This is a genomic window from Chakrabartyella piscis, from assembly GCA_030067835.1.
Lineage (GTDB): Bacteria > Bacillota > Clostridia > Lachnospirales > Anaerotignaceae > Chakrabartyella > Chakrabartyella piscis.
In genome coordinates, this window is record CP092441.1 from 3027247 (window position 1) to 3044862 (window position 17616).

Consider the following 17616-nt stretch of genomic DNA (forward strand, 5'->3'; position numbering starts at 1 on the left):
TAAAATTTCCTCTTATTATTGATTTAATTTTTAGCACCGATGTAAATTGCAACCAATCGTCCTCAAAAAGTTTATAAAATTTCATTTTGGGTAATCCCAATGAAAAACAACTAGACCTAATTCTGCACGCATACAATGCGTACCCTACAAGAAATTAACCATAGACGTCAAAAATCTCTTAATCTTTAATCGGGACTTTATATATATAAATAAAAAAATAACGGATGAAAATTCCATCCGTCAAAATTTCTCAACCAAAAATTTGTAACATCAACTGCAATAAAAAATTATTTTCATACAATATAGATGCTATTTTTGTATCTTCCAATGCCAAAATAATTGTTTGCATACCGCCACTACATTCTTGTAATGCCAACACAATGCCTATCACCCATATCCAAAGAACACCTTGCACACCGCCAATTGCAGCACCAAATAATTGATTGAAAAAGCTCAACACCGGTAAATTCGCCATCAAATCCAGAAAATGCAACAACAAATTCCCAGCAATCAGAATCACGAAGTACACCAAAAGTGCACTGAAAATGAATACACAAACATCTGCTATGGATTCTGCTAAGAACAAAGATATCCCTTCCATGTCCAAAAGACCACTGACAGACTCCAGTCCACTATTTTGTATGATTTCCTTCAAAAAGTCTGGCATATCCAAATAAGAAAGCAAATCCGGTTCCATCCAACGTTCTGAAAAGGTGGTATCAATTGCAACTTTTTCTCCGATTCTTTCAATTAAATTTTCATATAGCACTGTTTTTTTGATTGCACTTGCCGCTGGCACAGTCAATACCTTAACACCGATAAAGGCACATAGCATTGGCAAAAAGGAAAATGTTGCAAAGAAAAATCCTTTGCGATACCCCATAAATGCCAAGAATAGTACAATCAACAAAACGATTCCATCTATTATATATGGTGAAAACTCCATAGTACACCTCTTTTTCTTTTGTATGTAGTTTGGGACAGTTATTACGGGACAGCACAGCTATCCCCTACTGGAATTAGTATTGGTTGTTTGGGTTGCATATAACGCATTATATTTGAAGGACTGTTATTGTGGGACAACACAGCTATCCCCTACTGGAATTAGTATTGGTTGTTGGTTTACAACAGGTGACGAAACGTCACCCCTACAGTTTCATTATGGTTCCAATTCCACTTCTTTTGCAACTTCTTCTAATTCTAGTTCTGTTTCTTCTGGTTCTGATTCTACTTCTTCCATTTTCACTACTTCTGGCTCTGTTTCTTCCAGTTCAATGAGTGTATTGGTTTGGGTTACAGTTCCACGCAATGTAAACAATTCTGCTTGCAACGCCCCCACCATCAACACACGATTCAAGCTACTCATGGTCAGAACATCCTTGATGCCACCAGTCACTTGGTGTTGCCATTCTTCTGATCCTTTATAAGTAAGTCCCACATAGGTTTTACCATCACCAACAACAATCCCCTTATCTGATGCACGCAAATATTCCACGCCATCCATTTGGTATGTGCCCACTTCTTTGCCTTTTGTATCCATAGAAAGTATGGTTCCTGTTTCTACTCCTTCTGCATTTGGCAATACAGCACCCAAAACCAAGACTGCATAGGATTTATTGGAGAAATCACACAGTTCCACCCAATTGGAAAATTCCATATTCCAACTTTCCACACCAGCTGTTGTAATACAGAGCAATTGTTGATCTGAAATGGCAAACAGCGTATTATTGTCCATATATTTCACCTTGGAAACCACTTCATCTTCCATTTCAATGCCCGCAAACATACTATCTGTATAGGCTTCGCTATCACCTGGGTTCAAATAGAAGAATAGCACCTTACTTTTCATTTTGATGTCGTTGGTATCCAAATAAGTAACGCAAAATGTTTTATTATCATCAGAAACATCAGAAAACATAGGATAAGTTCCATCTGCCGCTTCCACACGTCCTTTCAACAAAACGCCATTTTGGTTATACACCCTTACATAATATTCGTCTTGGGATTTGAAAATGACAGACAAATACCCATTTGTGTTCAGCTCAAATTGAATGGGTGCACCATCCAACTGCAACGTATATTGCAAACCCACTTGGTTATACACACGTATCCCTCGTCCATTCATATCGGCAACTGCAACATATTCTCCTTCGTAAATGGTTTTCGGATTTTCCATATTGAAGGTATCACTCCATTTTTGATCGCCAATACTATCGTAATATTTCACACCATCCTTTGTGGATAGCAAGAAACTTTCACCAAAGGGTATGATTTGGGTGCTTGTGTTTTCACCAATGGTAATGGTATTTTCTGCAACAACGCCTGTACTGCTTTCACTCTCCACAGGCACAACATCCATGACAAAGTCACGCACTACCCCTTCACCATACATGGTTTCCAAATAAACTCCAGCCATTGCAAAAAGAGCACTCAAACAAATGATGCCCCAAAATTGTACATTCGGTTTCTTTTTTGTACGTTTTTCTTTGTCTTTTTTTCGTGCCATATGATACAAGCCTCTTTTCCAAGAATGGTACTATTCTGTTGTTGTATGTGATAGCGGTTGATTCGTGAATCAATCCTACAATGATATATTGATTGTTTATGGTATATCAGTACGATGTGGGCATCACACCCTACGCAAAATATAAATACTTTCTCATACTATTTTCTTTTATCATCATACTATATCAAAGCCTATTTGGCAAATCTTTGACCATCTTCTTAATGAAAACTCCCAATTAAACTTAATGAGACCTATTATACACGAACACATCTCAATTATGTAGGGAATGCATTGTATGCATTCCACTTTCGGTATACATACAATGCGCCCCCTACAAGATATAAAAGCCCTTTTATCTTTAATTGGGATAATGAAAATACTGGTTTTGCAACACATATCCTTCATACAAATAATCGGTTTTTCATATTTTATAGAAAAATATGCATTATTATAGTAGAAACTCGCTTTTCCCGTTTCATAGAACTGTTGTTTCAATCAAAAGAACAGGCGGACACATAGGTCCGCCCCTACAGCTTGTGGCAGGGAGTCGTAGCACCCGCCCAACCTAATTTTCACGCAAAAAATCCTACAGGTAGCAACCCATAGGATTTTGGTTTTCTTATTCAGCTGGATCCAACAAAGATTCGTATAGTTTGATGTATTCCAAAGCAGAACTGCTCCAAGAATAATCGCTATTCATTGCATTGACCACAACTTGGTTCCATTCTTCTTTACCATTCCAATACACTTCAAGCGCTTGGTCTGTTGCCCAAAGAATACCACCACCATCGTAATTTTCAAACAAGAAGCCATTGCCTTCTTTGGTTTCCATGGAATATGGTTGGATTGTATCTGCCAAACCGCCAGTTTTACGTACAATTGGTACAGTACCGTGACGCAAACTGAACATTTGACCCAAGCCACATGGTTCAAATCTGGAAGGCATCATAAACAAGTCAGAACCTGCATAGATTTGTTGTGCCAAAGCTTCATCAAAGAAGATATTTGCACTGACACGATGTGGATATCTATTTTGCATTTCACGGAAGAAGTATTCAAATCTACTTTCTCCAGTGCCCAACAAAACAAATTGCACATCTCTTTGCATCAATTCATCAAATACATAGCTCAAGATATCGATACCTTTTTGGTCTGCCAAACGTGTGATCATACCAATAACAGGTACATCTCTTTGTTCCAAGCCCAAACGTTCTTGCAAAGCCAATTTATTTTTTGCTTTTCCATCCAATTTTTTTGCAGTATAAGAATAAGGCAAACGCTTATCGGTTTCTGGATTATTGGTTGTATAATCAATCCCATTGACAATACCACTGAGCACATGGTTGCGACTACGCAAAATACCATCCATACCATATGCATATTCCCAAGTTTGGATTTCTTCTGCATAGGTACCACTTACTGTGGAAATATGGTCTGCATACATAAGCCCCATTTTCATGAAGCTGACACTGCCAAAGAACTCAACTTTTCCATTTTCATAGCAATAATAAGGTACACCCAAAAGCTCCATTGTGCTCTTATCGAAATTACCTTGGTATTGCAAGTTATGAATGGTGAACACAGTCTTGATTTTGGAATAGTACACCATTTTTTTGTAAATTTCGTTGAGATACAAACAGACTGGTCCTGTTTGCCAATCGTTACAGTGGAGCACATCAGGATAGAAGTCCAACATAGACATCATATCCAAAACAGCTTTGCCAAAGAATGCAAAACGTTCGTTGTCATCGCCATAGCCATACAAGCCACCACGACCAAAATAGAAATCGTTTTCAATAAAATAAACCGGTACATCGCCACGTTTTACCAAAACTTTTGCTTTTTGTGTTCTCCAAGACAAATGGACGTCAAATTCTCCAAGGAATTCCACACCTTCCATTTCGCTATTTTTGATGGACATATGACGTGGGATTACCACACGTACATCCACACCTTGTTCTTTCAGTGCCTTTGGTAAGGAACCTACAACATCACCCAAACCGCCACTTTTCACATAAGGAGCCGATTCAGACGCTACAATCAATACTTTCAAATTTGGATTCATTTTCTTCACCTCTATATCTATTTTACTATGTTTTTCCTTTCGTAGCAAGAAAATATTCCCTAAATTTTAACCAAAATATTCATATCCTATGAAAAAAATGGTATACTAGGGATGTATCTTGTGTTACATTGGTGATACACATAGAATGAATGGTAAAAAATGGAAAATATTGTAAGAAATCAACAATAGAATATGACCTACACAAATGTGCATTGTCACCATAGAGTATGGTCTTGACCATACCGCAACTCAAAAAAAACAAATCATTTCACATACAGAAAGGAAGATATTATGTCACAACAAATACTAGAACGCAACCAAGTAGATGCCAAGAACAAATGGCACATCACCGATTTTTACGAAACCGACGCAGATTGGGAAGTGGAATTTACCAGTTTGCAAAACCAACTTCCAGAGCTTTCTGCATTTGCTTCACACCTTGGTGATGATGCAGATACACTGTTTGCTTGTCTTTCCAAAAATTTGGAACTTTCCTCTATTTTGGATAAGGTGTACACCTATTCCCATATGCGTTTGCATGAAGATAGTGGCAATGGCACTGCACAAGCAATGGCTTCTCGTGGAGAAATGTTGTTGGTGGAATATTCTGCCACAACTTCTTTCATCACACCTGAACTACTTTCCATTCCAGAAGAAACATTGGAACAATTCCGCAAAGAAAAACCAGAAGAATCTGCATTATATGACCATTTCTTCCATTCTTTGTTGCGTCAAAAAGCACATACACTGACCCAAGCAGAAGAAGAATTATTAGCAAAAGCTTCAGAACTTGCAGATGCACCACAACAAATTTTCACTATGCTCAACGATGCAGACATGCAATTTGGTATGATTACAGATGCTGATGGCAATGAAGTTCCACTTACAAAGGGTAGATATGTGACTTTCTTGGAAAGTTCTGATCGAAATGTACGTAAACAAGCATTTGAAACTTTGTACAAATCCTATCTCAGTCAAAAAAACACCATTGCAGCAACCTATAGCAGTTCTGTCAAAGGTGATGTATTCTTTGCAAAAGCAAGAAATTACGATTCTGCTTTGGATATGGCATTGGCTGATGATAACATTCCAACATCTGTTTACGATACTTTGGTGGATACAGTCCATGAACACCTACCACTACTTCATAAATACGTTTCTTTGCGTAAAAAAGAATTGGGTGTAGAAGAACTCCATATGTATGATTTGTATACCCCTTTGGTTGCAGAAGCCGATATGAAAATCCCATATGCAGAAGCAAAAGAAACGGTTTTGGAAGCACTGCAAGTTTTGGGTGATGATTATACCAAAGCTCTCGATATGGGTATGAACAGTGGTTGGATTGATGTATATGAAAACAAAGGAAAACGTGGTGGTGCTTACTCTTGGGGTAGCTATGCAGTACATCCATTTGTGCTTCTCAATCATAACGATACCATCAACAGTATGTTTACTTTGGCTCATGAAATGGGTCATGCACTCCACAGCTATTTCACATGGCAAAAACAACCTTATCTTTATGGTGGTCATAAAATCTTTGTTGCAGAAGTGGCATCCACTTGTAACGAAGCACTCTTAATGGAGCACTTGCTTGCCAAAACAGATGACAAAAAAACCAGAAAATACCTCATCAATTATTTCTTGGAGCAATTCCGTGGTACTTTGTTCCGTCAAACCATGTTTGCTGAATTTGAACGCATCACACATGCTTTGGTGGAAGCTGGTGAAGCCTTGACTTGGGAAGTTCTCAATGATATTTACCGCAAATTGAACCTTCAATACTTTGGTGATGATATTGTCATTGATGAAGATATTGATGTGGAATGGGCTAGAATCCCTCATTTCTACAATGCGTTTTATGTGTACCAATATGCCACAGGCTATAGTGCTGCAATCGCATTGTCACGTGGTATTTTACAAGAGGGTCAACCTGCAATTGACAGATATTTGGATTTCCTTTCCAAAGGTGATCGTGAATATTCCATTGATTTGTTGAAGGGTGCTGGTGTGGATTTGTCTTCTGCTGAACCAATCCAAAAAGCACTTGCATTGTTTGAAGAATTGTTGGATGAATTTGAAGCACTGTAAAAAATAAAACTTAAGATTCTTTGTCACTTTGTTCCTCTGAATGACAGACGTTGGCTGTATTGTAGGGTACGCATTATATGCGTGCCACCAACCAATCACATAGATTCTTTATCAAGTTACGGGCGCTCACATAGGAACGCCCCTACATAATATTCTACGCAACAAAAAACCGTTATACTGCATATACGCAATATAACGGTTTTTTTGGTTTTCACTATTCACTCTTCATTCTTCACTGCCCTTAATGGCATCCGCCACCACAACCAGCACAGCCAGAATTTGGATTGATGAGAGTCAATTTGCCACCATCTGCATCAATTGTAACTTCGCCTGTCCATGCTTTTGTTTCGTCATCCATGAAAACAGGAACACCATCGATCATTTCTGGTTGTTCTTCTTCAATTACGCCTACCATTTCAAAACCAAGGGAATTTCCACAACAAGAACTTTGTGTGAACATAGTCAATGCTGCTGCTCCATTTGCTTCCAAAATGTTCATAATCACTTCTTTTGCACTTTCTGTAATTTTCATATGTTATCTCCTATTTATCGCTTTATATTTTGTATTTTTGTAATGTTTCCACATTATCCACATAGTGTATCATCTTTTGTGACATTTTAGCAAGTGAAATTCACATATCTACTGGAAAATGTAAGATATCATCACCCATGTTGGATATTGGTAAATTCAGAAATTTCACGATTTATGGTACACAAATCCTCTACAGACAATTCATGTACATCTGGGTGACCTGTGATTCTAGCAAAGGTTTTCAATTCTTCGTTGGATACATGCAAGAAGTTGTACACACGTTGTGCTGCTGATTCCACTTTCAGGCGACTTCTTAACTCTGGGTCTTGTGTAGCAATGCCAACAGGACAACCGCCACTGCCACAAATGCGATATTGTTGACATGCAGCAGCAATCAAAGCAGAAGAAGCGATTGCAACCGCATCTGCACCCAAAGCAATTGCTTTTGCAAAGTCAGAAGATACACGCAAACCGCCAGTGATCACCAAAGCGATATCAGAACCAATGGAATCCAAATATTTTCTAGCACGATACAAAGCATAGATGGTTGGAACCGATGTGGATTCTCTTAGGAACAATGGACTGGAACCGGTTGCACCACCTCTACCATCAATGGTGATGAAATCAGGCTCTGCAAATACACAAAATTCCATATCTTTTTCAATGCGACCTGCTGCAATTTTGATACCAATGGGTCTACCATCAGATTCTTCTCGCAAATAATCCACCATTGCTTTCAAATCCTCTTTGGAATTGATTTCTGGGAATTTAGATGGACTTTGTACATCTTCACCTTGTTTTTTACCACGAAGTGCTGCAATTTCAGCAGTCACTTTTTCACCAGGCAAATGACCACCCATACCAGGTTTGGTACCTTGTCCAATTTTGATTTCAATGGCGTCTACAGATTTCAAATTTTCTGATATGACGCTATATTTATTGGGTACATATTCAAAAATATATTTATAGGAAGCCGCTTTTTCTTCTGGAAGCATACCACCTTCACCACTACACATACCTGTTTTTGCCATTGCAGAACCAGTTGCCAAAGCCACTTTGATTTCCTTGGACAATGCACCAAAGGACATATGAGAAATGTAGATGGGGCTTTCCAAAACCATAGGTTGTTTTGCATGCACACCAATGACTGTTTTTGTGCTGACGTCTGCATCATCATCCAGTGGCGGTGGGTTCAGTTGTGCACCCAAAAGCAAGATTTCGTCCCAACTAGGCATTGGCATTTTGGTACTCATTGCTGCATGAAGGCTATGTCCTGTTTGTGCGATTTCGTGGATTTCTGCCATGTAACGTTCTGTTTTGTCCTCACGTTTCAAACTGCCATAGGACAAATCCAAAGTTTCTGGTTCTGGTTTCTTTTCTTCTGCCACTGGCACAAATTTATCGATTGGTTGTTTACAAAGTGGACAGGCATCCAAATCAGATAATGGTTTGCCTTCTTTTTCTTCGTCATGAACATAATTGCAAATGCTACAGCGATATACCATGTGAGTACCTCCTCGTTGTCGTCGATAGAAAGTCATTTGTCTTTATTTTACACCTGAATCTCTGTGATTGCAAGGAATTTGGCGGTTTACAGTATGGGAATACAACGGGCGACCACTGGTCGCCCCTACAAAGTACAAATTGTAGGATAGTGGCTTAAAACCCATCCACCAAAATAAATGAATTGTAGGGGCGATTCACGAATCGACCGTAGGGTTTATTGTACTGTATAATTGTTGAAGCAAAAAAATAAATCGCCTATTTGCCGTAGACGATTCTTTTGGGGCTAATCTCTAACTCACATCACCAAGGTATCACTTATGTCCTTCTTTATGTATAATTTACTGTAGCACACAGCTTTTGTCAAGATGTTCTTGCTTTGTCTGTGTGTTATTTATTTGTATTTTTTCATTGATTTTCATAGAAAAAAACTTCCTCTAGGTATCACCCAAAGGAAGTCTTATGTTATCTCATATACATTTCAAATCTTATTCTTTACACATTGCATCTACACGATCAAATTCATCTGTGATTTCTTTGCTAGGAGCAGCTGTTGCCAAGCTGACAACGATGATTGCAACAAGTGCACACAAGAATGCAGGCAACAATTCATAGATATTCCAAGCACCACCCAAAGGACGAAGAGCATATTTCCAAACGAATACCATGATACCACCGACAATCATACCAGCCAAAGCCCCTTGTTTGTTGGAACGTTTCCAGAACAAAGCACACAATACAACAGGACCAAATGCGGCACCGAAACCAGCCCAAGCAAAGGATACGATACCGAATACAGAAGAATTTTGGTCACGAGCAATGAATACAGCCACCAAGGAAATGATAACTACAGAGATTCTAGCAACCTTCATTGCTTGTTTGTCTGTCATTTTGATTTTGAAGAAGGATTGCATCAAGTTGTGGGATACACTGGAGGAAGCAGACAACAATTGGGAGTCTGAAGTAGACATTGTTGCAGCAATGATACCTGCCAAGATGATACCAGCGATGATTGCAAATGCAGAGCCATTTTGGCTGAGCAAACCAGCAATTTGAACGATAATTGTTTCAGAATCAGCAGCAACCAATACAGGAAGTGCGCCAACTTTAGACATACTATAACCAACCACACCAATGAAGATTGCAACGAACATGGAGATAACAACCCAAATGGTTGCAATTCTTCTGGAAAGAGCCAATTTATTTTTATCTTCAATCGCCATGAAACGAAGCAAGATATGAGGCATACCAAAGTAACCAAAGCCCCAAGCCATAGTGGAAACAATGGTCAAGAAACCATAAGGTGTAGAAGCATCTTCTGTAGGAAGATACATTGCTGTCATGCTCAAGTAACCAGGCAACGCACGTGCATTGTCCATAACCACATCAAAACCACCAGCAACACTCAAACCAAAGCAAACTACAACGATCAATGCGATGGACATTACAATACTTTGTACCAAGTCAGTTGTACTTGCAGCAGAGAAACCACCAGTTGCAGTATAGCCAACGATGATGATTGCACTGACAATCATAGCTGTCATATAGTCCACACCAAACAAACTTGCAAACAATTTACCACAAGCAGCAAAACCAGAAGCTGTATATGGAATGAAGAAAATGATGATGACCACAGCAGCGATACACATCAAAATGTTTTTGTCATCACGATATCTTCTGGAGAAGAAATCAGGCAATGTAATGGAGTTGTTTGCTTCTTGTGTGTAGATACGGATTCTTTTTGCAACAAGCAACCAGTTGATGTATGTACCAATACCCAAACCAATTGCTGTCCAAGCTGCATCAGAAACACCGTAAAGGTAAGCAACCCCTGGAAGACCCATCAACAACCAGCTACTCATATCAGATGCTTCCGCACTCATAGCGGTTACAAATGGCCCCAATTTTCTACCACCAAGATAGAAATCGCCAACGTTATCTGTTTTTTTGGACCAATAAATCCCAACGCCAACCATACAAAGCAAGTAAATACCGATGGCAGCAATCATTAAAAATTGTGCTGTTGTCATAAATAATTCCTCTTTTCTCTTAATTATAATCTCTACTACCCCAATTTCATGTACATTTGTCTTTCATTCGTACACGAACAATACACAGTTTACCACAAATTTCACTAGAACGAAACACAGAATAAAGTATAGAATATATACTAGACGAAATCAAATAAAAAAGCCTATATTCATTGATATATCAATAAATATAGGCTAGACGTTTTTTCAAATATTCACTTGTCTTTTTTATAACACAAAAAATATTTATTAGCAATTCCACTATTTTGCGTTTTTTTGTCGAAAGCCTGCCAAGAACAAAGGCATCATCTGTTTTGCGTAATGATACAAAGAATAGTCACCATTACAGATACACCAATCGTAAATCAACGCACGCTCGCTCAGTGCATAGGCTTTGACAAATTCATTGACAGACACATCACCCTTCAGTTCGCCACGTTGTTGACCTTCTTTTGTGATTTGGCGTAACACCTTATAATACACTCGATTGTGATCCAAAAGATGTTTTTGACCTGTTGTGACCAATTGAGACGAATACAATCTGGAAAGCAAGTCCACAGAAACAGTATTGTCAATCATACGAAACAGCTCCTGGTTTAGGAACATCAATTTTTCAAAGCTATCCATATGCTCATCCAAATCTGGAAGCAATTCTTCGTATTTTGCATCAAACAATTCTGAAAGTGATTCCAAAAGAACATCTTTCCCACCAAAATAATGATAGAAAGAACCTTTTGAGGTGCCAGATTCTTCTACGATTTCTTCAATTGTGGTATCATCATAGCCTTGTTCGTAGAATAATTTCCACGCTGCTGCAATAATTTTGCCTTTTGTGTTACGGGTGTTTTTTTTGCCCATAGGTTCCTCCCAGTGATTTTGTGGCGGTTCAAGATAGCAAGAGCAAAGCCCCTGCCCTACAATTGCACATGTTCCAGCCGATTTGCAGTTTGTAGGGGTGAATTCCATATTCACCCGTTGGTTTTATGGTGATTCATGGCGAGATGCCCGGGACGCCATCCCCTACAATTTCACCATTAGTCATTATACTTCAGTACAATCAAATTTTCTTCCATTTCAAGCTGACCAAATCGTGTCCTTTGATGGTTTTATGCAAACGCTCTGCAAAATCATCTGCCAAAATATCAGAGCCATCCAATATTTCAAGACCCAATTCCTTTGCTCGATGACTAGTACCCTTTAAAACTTCTTTATCTTTGCCAAAAGCAACAATAATACCCTTGGAGAACCAACCACCAAGTCGTTTTTTTCCAATCAAAAGCTCATTCAAAGCCGCTGTATCTGCATCTCGCAGTTTACAAGAAATGAACACAGGCAAAGAATCATCCATCAACAAAACATCGATTTCATTGCCACCGATTTTCACACCATCATAGGCATCCCAATCAATCATAGTGCCCAATTTCACATCATCAAAGACACCAGCTTCCATAGCGCTGACATACACATACAATTCCAACCAAACACCATAGTTGATGGCATATTGTCTAGCTTCCAAAGATGTGAAGGTAAAGGATAGATGATTGCCCTTTGTTTTCAATTTGGTGATGAACCCATGTTCCAAGAAAGCACGCAAAACCTTAATATTAGGTGCTGCTGCTCTACCATATTTGGTATGTATATTGGTATTGCCCTTCATATACAATTCTTCTGGTGCAGTTTGTGCCACAATGGTTTGCAAGTAGGTACAAGTTTCCTTCCATTCTTGCAAATGAGTGAACAGATACTGTGCCATTTTTTTGATACTAGCAAAATTCTCTTCTGCTGGTGGTTTATGGGATTCGCCCATGAAGCAAGCACCCTTTGCATGGATGAAGTCTTCCAAGGATAGTTTCTTTGTAGTTGCCACCAATTCACCCGTTTCCAAGTCACGAATTTCCTTTTGCATCAAATCGGTATGCAAGATTGGGATATCTGCTGCTCTACTTGTGCGATACCCAGCAATGAGCATCAATTCGCTACCACCTACAATTTCCAAAGAACAGCTTTCTTTATCGTTATCATGCAAAATATCACGAATTTTGCTACACATGGATTCCACAGACATAATATCCACTGGATGGGATTCCACAATCATTTCTGCTTTGTGTTTATGGAAACATTTTTCCAAAGAGCGAAACGCATTCAAATCTTCCATACCGCTATCGTACAAATACACCATTTTATCTGGCAATAACGTCAGAGGTGCCACAATATTTTTTAATACATCTTTGTCATAAAACTTGATGAGTGTATCCATAAAATCACCCCACAGCCATATTGTAAATTGTAGGGGTTGGCGTCCTCGACAACCCGTTTATTTAGAATTTCTCCACAACAATTTCTTCTTCAAATTGCACTTCTGGTTCTTTTTCTTCTTCTTTTTTATCACGACCACCAAACACAGCGCCGAAATTCAATTTATTGACAACACCAGGTGCCATATCAATGAGTTTGCTGACTGCATCTTGGTTTTTGATATTGATCATTTGGATATTTCCATTTTGGATGACCAAAACAGCAGAAGGTGTGATCTTTGCACCAACGCCACCAGCAGCATCCACATCGGATTTTGCACCAACACCAGCACCAACAGCCACCTCAATCATAGGCAACAAAGTCAAGTCACCAATGACAATTGCTTCCCCTACAACGGTTTTTGTGGACACCAATTCTTCTACTTTTTCGAACAATACATCTACAGATTCTTTGAAATCTTTACCCATTTCACTCCACCATACCTTTCCGTACTTTACCAATCAACCTGAGTACTGGCTTTGTCAAAACAAATGCCAACAATCCATACACCAAATATCCAAATACAATTCGTCCACGTATTTGCAAACGAACGTCCTCAATTACAAATTTTGTGAAATCGCCTTTGATGGCAATATGATTCCCAAATTTACCAACCAAAATACCAGCCAGTGCCAAAACATAGCCTGTCAATTCTGGTTCGCCTAAACCAACAGTACCTTTGATGAAAATATCCTCTGGTAGGATACCTTTCATCAGACGTTTCAGTAATTTCACCAGTGATTTGAAGATTTTTTTCTTATCCTCAACACTTTGGAACATTGCCCAATATTTCAGAACCAATTCTTTCTTTTCCTTCAATGCTTCTTTTTTCTCTGCTCGTTCTTGCTTCTTTTCTGCTTTACGTTTTGCTTTTTCTTCTGGTGTTTCCTTTGGTGCTTTTTCTTCTATTTCTGAAACCTTCATACGTTTGGAAGGTGTTGTTTGCTCCATTGTTTCTGGAATTGATTTTTCCTTCTGTTTGACCTCTTCTTGTGGCTCTTTTTTTTGTAATTCTTTTTGAGGTGGTGCTTTCATTGGCACTTCATCCACTTGTTCTGCTGCCACCAATTCCTTTGGTGGATGTGGCTTTTTCTGTTTGGATTTTGTTTTGGAAGATGCTTTTTGTTTGCCTTTTTTCTTCCTACGTTTTTTCTTCTTTTTCTTTCTATCCAAAAGGGAAATACCAAACACAGATGCATGTAAATCTGGTTTTCCTTCTTTGTAACCACCCCAAATATGGAGGATACCAAACAGCCAAGAAACATCAAATTGACCTGTGATTTGATCTGTTCCATCGCCAATTTGTTCCCCTGCAATATCATATTTCAGTGGACTTGCCAAAATCAACGCAATCAAAAAGAATAGCACCAATACAATGCCCAAAAGCAAGTATGCAATTCCTTTCAATATCCCTAAGATTATGGCTAACATCTCAAACTCCCATCTGGTTTGTATCTGCATCCATTCCCAAACCTTTATGTATACGCTTCTTCCAAATACCAGAACCAATCCATAGAATTGCTGCTGATACCAAGAAAATTCCTGCTATTAAAAATGCAGTGTCTCTAAAAAATCCTTCTGGTACAATATTGATGAGCAAGTCTGTCTGTGGGTTCAAAATCCAATCATCGTTATCAAAGAAAATCAGGTGAAACTGTGTGAAGTACTTGTTGAAATCCTGCATCATCAAGCCACATAGACCAGCTATGCTTGCCAAAAACAAGCCAATACCCCATTGGATGCCACCAAAGAAGGTATCGCCAACTTTCTTTTTATAGAACGCAAACCCCATCACCACAGCAAAGAAAATGCACATCCATCTAGCAGACATACCTGTCAAAAACAGTTCCTGTACATCCACCATATGACGTTTTTCCTTATCGTTGAAAAATTCTCTTGGTTCACCTGAAACAACGGTTTCCACAACCAAATCTCCTCGGTTGCCACGAAGATATTCCATCATTTCCTCTGTGACATAAAGCAAATCTTCCATTTCCATATTCACATCTTCCAAAACGTTGTATTTTGCATATTCTGTTTCGTAATAGCCATCCATATGGTATGCCACCACTTCCACCGAAAAGAGCAAAAGTGCAAACATCAAACCAAGACCTGCCAAAATTCCAATTCCCTTAGCACACCACTTCATTGCAATCTCCTTCAAACCATTGACCAAAATCCAATGGATTCATACCTTCTTCTAACATTTGACACAAAATTGCACGTGCTTCTTTTTTGCTGTCTGCAACACCAACCACCATACCTTCTGAAGTAGAAAACACACCTTTGCATAGCTGTGGCAAAGAAATGATTTCCATACGTTTGCCCTCACAAAGCACCAAACAGTAAATTCCTTCCATGGGAATGTTGCGTTTCAAGGAGTAGATGACTTCGCCTATGTCCTTGATGTTGTAACCGATATATAAATCTGAAAATAGGTTCATGTTCTGCTCCTTTCTATGGATTGCGGGATGGGAAACCCATCCCCTACAGGTATATTGGGGTTGTTGATGACGGAATGGTCAAGACAGTTCCCTACGAGCATATCTAATTTTACATTTTGTCAATGTAGAGTTGTCATTCAGAACAACACCATGACGAAGAATCTTAGCTTTTCAGTCCTTCACCCTTCACCATTAGTCCTTAGTCTAATTCAATTATACCAGATAGTCCCAGAAATGAAAACAGGCAATCTACGCCACTTTGCGACAAGTTTATTTTTGGCGAATTTCACGTAACCCCATCAGAAGCAAAAAGCCACCAAAGATTTTACGCAACACTTCACCATCCAAGGATATTGCAACCAAAGAACCAATAATTGCACCGACAATACCCCAAACTGCAATGGGTTTCACATGGTCCCAAACCACATTTTGATTTTTGTTATGTGTCCACAAAGCCACTGCTGCTGTTGGCAAGAAATACAGCAAATTGATGCCCTGTGCTTGTTGCTGACCAATATCCAACAACAACACCAAAGCTGGAATCAAGATGGTGCCACCACCAATCCCCATACCGCTGATGATACCAGAAACAAATCCAATGACAACCACCCAAATCATACAATCATCCTCACTGCTGCAATCAGCAAAAATAAGCCAAAAATACGATGCAACCAAACACCACTAAGCCTTTTCAAAAGTTTTGCACCCACCAAACCACCGACACAACCACCAAGAGATGCCCACAAAGCCACATCCCAAATCACATCTGTTTTCCAAATATAAATCCCAAAAGAAAGCATAGAAAGTGGTAATATAATGCCAATTGCAGTTGCATGGGATTTGTGTGCTGATGTGCCTAGGAATTTTTCCATTGCAGGCACCACAATGGTACCGCCACCGGAGCCAAATAAGCCATTTGCAAAGCCTGTCAGCAAACCAATCCACCAAATGGTATGTTTTTTGTTCATAGTATCCTCCTTTTTGAAACGGGTGGATATGGAATCCACCCCTACGAATAGAATCAGACAGATATGGAATCCACCCCTACAAGTTGTGTACATAAAGTTTTTATGTAGGCAAACCCATTTGCACAGGTTCGCCCATAACTCAATTCAACATGCTATCTGTTGCATATCCCAAGTCAGAACTGATGGTTCTACCTTCGTTGATGCCATAACCATCCCAATAAGCATTGCCCGCATCGGAATAATCACGCACCATATCGCCACCGTATTCACCATAAGCATGATACCCATACACATCATAGCCATCTGCACTGTATGAGTATGGATCGTATCCATCATACATATTATAGCCATAGGTGTTGTTGTAGCCATAGCCATATGCATCGGAACCATAGATTCCATATGGGTAGTCATCCATCGGATCATAGCCATCCATTGCACCTTGCAAATTGTTGGTTGCAGAACCACAAGCACTCATGGAAAGTGTCACCAACATCACCGCCACCAATAAACCAATTTTTTTCATAAAGTACCCTCCTTTTGCAAATAAATTTGCTTTTTTATTGTTTGCACCAAATTGAAAAAGATTCTGTGATTTCCTTGGAATTTGGAACAAATTTTGTCAGAAATGCAAATGGAATAAAAAAATTAAAACTGGTAAAATGGTAGAGATGGCGGTGCCATTCAGTGAAGAGTATTTATATAATGTGTAGTTGCGGAGCGATGAGGGCATCGCTCCCTACAAAAATCAAAACCTAAAATACATTACACTTGTAGGGGCGATTCACGAATCGACCGCAAAACCAAGGATTCTTCGTCACGGTGCTCCTCTGAATGACAATACGTTAGAGTGTGCTTCTGTAGGGGATGGCGTCCTCGACATCCCGCTATTAGAATTAAATAATTTAACAAATGAATTTTGATTTCCACTCAACCTTTGCTTGCAAAGCGTAATCCTCAAGATTGCTATTTGTAGGAATTTCAATATGCGTCTCTAGCCATGAAGGAAGTACGCTCAAACCATAAATTATAGCAATAGCCATCTCTATTTCACCTTGCAAAGGAGTTTCGAGGGGTCGCAGCCCCCTTGAACCGTGCTCCACGCTTCGGAAGTAGTGGCACTTTTTGTTACTTTTTGGTGTCAAAAAGTAAGATCTGAATGCTTTAAAACTTGAATAAATTCCTACC

The 17616-nt window shown here is 39.1% G+C and carries 17 protein-coding genes; 1 reads left to right on the forward strand and 16 read right to left on the reverse strand.

What is annotated here, in order from left to right:
- Positions 1–250: 250 nt before the first annotated feature.
- The 3 genes from MJY40_RS13870 to glgA form a co-directional block, all read right to left on the reverse strand.
- Positions 251–946 (reverse strand): CvpA family protein, encoded by a 696-nt coding sequence (locus tag MJY40_RS13870; RefSeq protein WP_317854780.1) that lies wholly within the window; start codon positions 944–946, stop codon positions 251–253.
- 213 nt (positions 947–1159) lie between these two features.
- Positions 1160–2506 carry a DUF5711 family protein gene (locus tag MJY40_RS13875; protein ID WP_317854781.1) on the reverse strand — a complete coding sequence of 449 codons (1347 nt, stop codon included), beginning with the start codon at positions 2504–2506 and terminating at the stop codon, positions 1160–1162.
- Positions 2507–3125: 619 nt separating this feature from the next.
- Positions 3126–4571: a glycogen synthase GlgA gene (gene glgA, locus MJY40_RS13880; protein ID WP_317854782.1), complete on the reverse strand. Its 1446-nt coding sequence runs from the start codon at positions 4569–4571 to the stop codon at positions 3126–3128.
- A gap of 291 nt (positions 4572–4862) precedes the next feature.
- Here glgA and pepF point away from each other — a divergent pair, with 291 nt between their 5' ends.
- The gene (gene pepF / locus MJY40_RS13885) at positions 4863–6659 is read left to right on the forward strand and encodes an oligoendopeptidase F (protein WP_317854783.1); all 1797 of its coding nucleotides are present in this window, start codon (positions 4863–4865) and stop codon (positions 6657–6659) included.
- A gap of 241 nt (positions 6660–6900) precedes the next feature.
- Here the strand turns inward: pepF and MJY40_RS13890 are convergent, their stop codons facing one another.
- The 13 genes from MJY40_RS13890 to MJY40_RS13950 form a co-directional block, all read right to left on the reverse strand.
- The gene (locus MJY40_RS13890) at positions 6901–7191 is read right to left on the reverse strand and encodes a hypothetical protein (RefSeq protein ID WP_317854784.1); all 291 of its coding nucleotides are present in this window, start codon (positions 7189–7191) and stop codon (positions 6901–6903) included.
- Positions 7192–7322: 131 nt separating this feature from the next.
- A complete protein-coding gene (locus tag MJY40_RS13895; RefSeq protein WP_317854785.1) occupies positions 7323–8696 on the reverse strand; it encodes a glutamate synthase-related protein in 1374 nt (457 codons plus the stop codon).
- Between the two features lie 486 nt (positions 8697–9182).
- Positions 9183–10724, reverse strand: a complete 1542-nt coding sequence (locus MJY40_RS13900; RefSeq protein WP_317854786.1) for a sodium/proline symporter — start codon at positions 10722–10724, stop codon at positions 9183–9185.
- 261 nt (positions 10725–10985) lie between these two features.
- Positions 10986–11582 carry a TetR/AcrR family transcriptional regulator gene (locus tag MJY40_RS13905; protein WP_317854787.1) on the reverse strand — a complete coding sequence of 199 codons (597 nt, stop codon included), beginning with the start codon at positions 11580–11582 and terminating at the stop codon, positions 10986–10988.
- Positions 11583–11781: 199 nt separating this feature from the next.
- Positions 11782–12981, reverse strand: a complete 1200-nt coding sequence (locus MJY40_RS13910) for a Card1-like endonuclease domain-containing protein (RefSeq protein WP_317854788.1) — start codon at positions 12979–12981, stop codon at positions 11782–11784.
- A 61-nt stretch (positions 12982–13042) separates the two neighbouring features.
- Complete coding sequence (locus tag MJY40_RS13915) at positions 13043–13447, reverse strand: GerW family sporulation protein (RefSeq protein WP_317854789.1); 405 nt, start codon at positions 13445–13447, stop codon at positions 13043–13045.
- Between the two features lies 1 nt (position 13448).
- Positions 13449–14450 carry a hypothetical protein gene (locus MJY40_RS13920; RefSeq protein ID WP_317854790.1) on the reverse strand — a complete coding sequence of 334 codons (1002 nt, stop codon included), beginning with the start codon at positions 14448–14450 and terminating at the stop codon, positions 13449–13451.
- Between the two features lies 1 nt (position 14451).
- Positions 14452–15168: a TIGR01906 family membrane protein gene (locus tag MJY40_RS13925; RefSeq protein ID WP_317854791.1), complete on the reverse strand. Its 717-nt coding sequence runs from the start codon at positions 15166–15168 to the stop codon at positions 14452–14454.
- Entirely contained in the window at positions 15152–15463 is a 312-nt protein-coding gene (locus tag MJY40_RS13930; RefSeq protein WP_317854792.1) for a hypothetical protein, read from the reverse strand. The genes MJY40_RS13925 and MJY40_RS13930 overlap by 17 nt, the downstream gene beginning before the upstream one ends.
- A gap of 270 nt (positions 15464–15733) precedes the next feature.
- A complete protein-coding gene (locus MJY40_RS13935; RefSeq protein ID WP_331488191.1) occupies positions 15734–16081 on the reverse strand; it encodes a sulfite exporter TauE/SafE family protein in 348 nt (115 codons plus the stop codon).
- Entirely contained in the window at positions 16078–16524 is a 447-nt protein-coding gene (locus MJY40_RS13940) for a sulfite exporter TauE/SafE family protein (protein WP_317854793.1), read from the reverse strand. The genes MJY40_RS13935 and MJY40_RS13940 overlap by 4 nt, the downstream gene beginning before the upstream one ends.
- 46 nt (positions 16525–16570) lie before the next feature.
- A complete protein-coding gene (locus MJY40_RS13945) occupies positions 16571–16954 on the reverse strand; it encodes a hypothetical protein (protein ID WP_317854794.1) in 384 nt (127 codons plus the stop codon).
- Between the two features lie 379 nt (positions 16955–17333).
- Positions 17334–17471, reverse strand: coding sequence for a hypothetical protein (locus tag MJY40_RS13950; protein ID WP_317854795.1), 138 nt, complete (start codon positions 17469–17471; stop codon positions 17334–17336).
- Positions 17472–17616 lie beyond the last annotated feature (145 nt).